The organism is Neptunitalea chrysea (assembly GCF_027924145.1).
In the GTDB taxonomy this organism is placed as follows: domain Bacteria; phylum Bacteroidota; class Bacteroidia; order Flavobacteriales; family Flavobacteriaceae; genus Neptunitalea; species Neptunitalea chrysea.
The window spans coordinates 1-4,260 of record NZ_BRVP01000044.1; the positions used below are offsets into that span (position 1 = coordinate 1).

Sequence of the window (4,260 nt, forward strand, 5' to 3'; positions counted from 1 at the left end):
ATTTGAGAACTTTGATAATCTGACTCTCGCTAAACTTACTTTTTTTCATAAGACAGTATTTAATTTAAAGTTTATAAATTGATTTTATACTGTCTGATTTTTTGGGAAGCCTACATTTTTTGGGAAGCCTACAATACAGTGGTTATTCAATTCAACAACACAACCAACTTTGATGGATATAACAGGAATATAGCAGAAATCTTATATAATCGGATTGTAAAAATAGTTAGGTAAAAAAACACACCTAACACAATTAAATTTAGTTAATGATATACGTAGTATAATTATTTTTCATAAAATTTTAATTGTCATGTAATAATTCATAATTTAAGCCACTAAATGAAATAAAACGATCTTGAGTAACGATTTTTACAAAACATCTATTTTACCATTTGCTGGAATAATCATAAAATTATGCCGGGCATATACAAACTCGCAAGAAGATTTTGAGGATTATTATCAGGAAGTGTGTTTGCAGATTTGGAGGAGTAAAGAAAACTTTCGGGAGGAATCAGAATGGAGCACTTGGGTATACCGAATTGCATTAAACGTTTGTCTAACCTTACTTAAGAAAAAGAAAAATAATGTTCAGCATTTTGTATCTGATTCTGTAGTTGACGAAAAAAATGAAAGTAATTATGCGTTTTCAGACGAATCTCTAAATCTATTATATGATGCTATTAGACAATTATCAGAGATTGATAGAGCTATAATCATGCTTTATTTAGAAGAAAAATCACAAAAGGAAATTACTGAAATTATAGGAACAAATTCCAATAACATTGGCGTGCGCGTAAAACGAATTAAGGATAGATTAAAAAAAATATTAGATGGAAAAATCAATTGAAAATATATGGAAAGATGGTTTTTTAAAAAGTGATGCATTAATTGCTCCAAAAATTAATAACCTATACAATCAAAAATCTATTCATATTATAGATAGATTTAAAAGAATGTTTCGCATAAATTTAATTTTAATTATTGCCTTTTCATTTTTATTTTTAATTGTATCTTATTTTGTAGGAATACCTATAATGGGTACTATTTTTTTTGTGAGTCTACTTGTGCTGGTTATTATTAATAAACGCTTATTAAATAGTTTAGAGCATATAGATAAAGGTGAAAACAGTTATCAATACCTTAAAGAATTTAACCTATGGATAAAAAAGCAGGTTGCTGTGAATAAAAGGATCTCTACATTTTTTTATCCAATTATATTTTTATCATTTATTTTTGGGTTTTGGTTTAAAGATGCACAAGGTGTTTTTTTAGGAGAAAGACTAGTGCAAAAAATACTCATCAATTTCCCTGACACATATTTAATATTTGGAATTCCACTAATTGGAATTGTTATAGTGGTTATCATTTTAAGTTTACTGGCATATTTTGGCGGCAGAATTTATTTATGGGATGTGAACATTGTTTACGGAAGAATCTTCAAAAAATTGGAAGAATTGATGGCTGATATTGAAAGTTTAAGAAGTTAAATATCGCTTAAATGTACTTATTTAAATGGTTTTTTGTTAAAAAATAAGTTTCAACATGTAATATTTATTGATGTAAGCCACTAACCAAGAAAACATTAAATTATTATGACATTACAAGAAGCTTCTAACTTTTTTAAAAGTTTAAAAAACGGAACAAACAAGGAATCTGAAATTAAGATTTATGAAAAGTTACTCTATATTATCAACGCATTACAAAGTAAAGAGTTGTCAAAAGATGAAATTAAATCTATTGAATCTGAACTTGATAGATTAAATTTAGAATCCAATACAGGAAACAACAAAAAATACTTCAACAAAATATTAAAACAATTTAAGGAATATTTAAAAGACAAGCATTCTTTAATTCCAGCAGGATATTATACAAATATTGGGATATCATTTGGCGCTGCATTTGGGGTTGTTCTAGGGGTTGTTTTTGGTGCACGTTTTGAAAGATCCTTAGGATTAGCATTAGGAGTAAGTTTAGGTATGTTAATCGGTTTATTTATAGGTCGCCGTATGGATTTACAAGCGAAGGCAGCAGGAACAGTTCTGTAAAAAAACTTCTAATTACTACTATTTTTTATAACAACTTGGCTAAATAAATATTTGGCTAGAAAACTACATTCAAAGTTTAACGAAAATTAAATTAACAAATATGAGAACATTAATTACTATATCATTCTGCATAATTTTTACAATAGTAAAAACTTATGCTCAAAACATCTCAGGTGTTTGGCACGGAATAGCAAAAACTCCTGATAATAAAGAAATTCTATTTGTATTCCTTTTTGAAAAAAATCAAGAAACATACAATTCAACAATGGCTGTGCCAACATTTAATGTTTCTGGTATCAAACCAAAAGCAACCACATTTAAAGATGGAAAATTAATTGTAGATGGTTCAAATATAGGCATCAAATACGAAGGAATATTTGATGAAACTACACAACAAATTAAAGGATCTTATACAGAAGGTGGCAATGTATTGACATTAATATTAAAAAAGGGAAATCCTGAAATGGCTAAGATTAATAGACCTCAAGAACCTATAAAGCCTTATCCTTATTATGAAGAGCAAGTTATTTTTGAGAATGCCGAAGCTGGAAATAAGTTATCAGGAACATTTACTAAACCTAATGAAAATGGAAAGTATCCTGTGGTTATTTTAATAAGTGGAAGTGGTCGTCATGACAGAGATGGATCCATTCCTACACACAAACCTTTTTTAGTGCTTTCAGACTATCTTACTCGTCAAGGTATAGCGGTTCTGCGCTATGATGATAGAGGTTTTGGAGAATCTACTGGTGATTTTAGTAAAGCCACAACTGCAGATTTTGCCCAAGATGTATTAAGCGCTGTGAGTTTTTTGAAATCGAGGGAAGATATAGATACAAAACGTATTGGGTTAATAGGTCATAGTGAAGGAGGTATTATTGCACCGTTGGTAGCTAATCAAACTTCAGATATATCATTTATCGTAACTTTGGCTGCAACAGGAATTCCTGGTAGTGAAGTTTCTGTTATGCAATCAAAGTCTCTGAGACCTTTTCCAGTTCCTGATGAAGCGTCTTTTGAGCAAAATGTAAGAGAATCCATTAAGATAGCATCTTCTAATGACGACATTTCGAAAAAAAGAAAAGCATTAACAGAGCATAATTATAGCTATTTAGCTCCCGTATTAAAATCTTTAGGAGCTACAGATGAAAATATTTCAAAATTTATTGAAAAGGAAACCGAGTCTGTTTTAAAACCTTGGAACACCTATTTCTTTAACTATAATCCAGCTGATGAATTTGAAAAGTTAAGTATCCCAATGTTGTCTTTAAATGGAAGTAAGGATACACAGGTGAATGCAACCATAAATCAAAATGCGATAAGAAATGCTTTAATAAAAGGTGGAAACAAAAATTATAAGGTTATAGAATTAGAAAATCTGAACCATTTATTTCAAGAGTGCAAAACAGGAAACATTAATGAGTATAAAGATATTGAACAAACAATATCTCCTATTGCGTTGAAAGAAATTTCTAATTGGATTTTGGAAATAATTCGAATAAAATAAAAAATTAATATATTCTGTCATATTTTCTTAAAACCTGTCACTAACTATAATAGAGACATTAAAAAAATAATAAATTAAAATTTTTAAGAAATGGAAAACACAAGAAAATTAATCCAAATTTTAACAAGAATTCAAATAAGTACAATGAAATAATAATATTGACAAACCAATTGAAGAAACCAAAGCCTAACAAAAAATGAATATACAGCTATGATTTTTATACATCCACATCCGAATTTCTACGCTTCTATACTTTACCTTTTTAAATTGGTATGTATTCTTTTGTTTTGTAATAACTATTCATAAAATTAAAAAAATAAGTACATCTTTTTAATACAGATATCAAAATTTAAAGAATTACACTTTAAAATAGATATGTAATCTTAATTTATTATTCACATAAAACAAATGAAACCTAATGAAAAATATTTAATCAATAAAATTTCAATTTTCATAATCTTAATCGGAACACTGGTTTTTACCCAATCATGTGTAAACAAAAAAAATAGCTTAACGGATTTAGAAAAAGAACTAATTATTGATTCAGCAAAAATCACGGTTCAAAAAGTGTTTGAATTATCCAACAATCTTAAGTTTATAGATGGGCTAAATTATTACTCTAGAGATGCGGATGCTTATTTTACAAATAACGGAGCCATCCTATTGTAGGCTTCCCCTAATTAGAACTGTTTATTTGTCAAAAATATC

The 4,260-nt window shown here is 28.3% G+C and carries 5 protein-coding genes; all 5 read left to right on the top strand.

What is annotated here, in order from left to right; genetic code table 11:
- Nucleotides 1-355: 355 nt before the first annotated feature.
- Complete coding sequence (locus NBRC110019_RS16500) at nt 356-847, top strand: RNA polymerase sigma factor (RefSeq protein ID WP_281756572.1); 492 nt, start codon at nt 356-358, stop codon at nt 845-847.
- Nucleotides 831-1,487: a hypothetical protein gene (locus NBRC110019_RS16505; RefSeq protein WP_281756573.1), complete on the top strand. Its 657-nt coding sequence runs from the start codon at nt 831-833 to the stop codon at nt 1,485-1,487. Before NBRC110019_RS16500 ends, NBRC110019_RS16505 begins: the two co-directional genes overlap by 17 nt.
- 105 nt (nt 1,488-1,592) lie before the next feature.
- Complete coding sequence (locus NBRC110019_RS16510) at nt 1,593-2,045, top strand: hypothetical protein (RefSeq protein WP_281756574.1); 453 nt, start codon at nt 1,593-1,595, stop codon at nt 2,043-2,045.
- A 100-nt stretch (nt 2,046-2,145) separates the two neighbouring features.
- A complete protein-coding gene (locus NBRC110019_RS16515) occupies nt 2,146-3,552 on the top strand; it encodes an alpha/beta hydrolase family protein (RefSeq protein ID WP_281756575.1) in 1,407 nt (468 codons plus the stop codon).
- Nucleotides 3,553-3,960: 408 nt separating this feature from the next.
- A complete protein-coding gene (locus NBRC110019_RS16520; RefSeq protein ID WP_281756576.1) occupies nt 3,961-4,221 on the top strand; it encodes a hypothetical protein in 261 nt (86 codons plus the stop codon).
- Nucleotides 4,222-4,260: the final 39 nt, after the last annotated feature.

Bases quoted from the DNA above. Each gene is read 5' to 3' on its own strand.
- NBRC110019_RS16515 (WP_281756575.1), top strand. From the start codon at position 2,146: ATGAGAACATTAATTACTATATCATTCTGCATAATTTTTACAATAGTA.
- NBRC110019_RS16520 (WP_281756576.1), top strand. From the start codon at position 3,961: ATGAAACCTAATGAAAAATATTTAATCAATAAAATTTCAATTTTCATA.
- NBRC110019_RS16510 (WP_281756574.1), top strand. From the start codon at position 1,593: ATGACATTACAAGAAGCTTCTAACTTTTTTAAAAGTTTAAAAAACGGA.
- NBRC110019_RS16505 (WP_281756573.1), top strand. From the start codon at position 831: ATGGAAAAATCAATTGAAAATATATGGAAAGATGGTTTTTTAAAAAGT.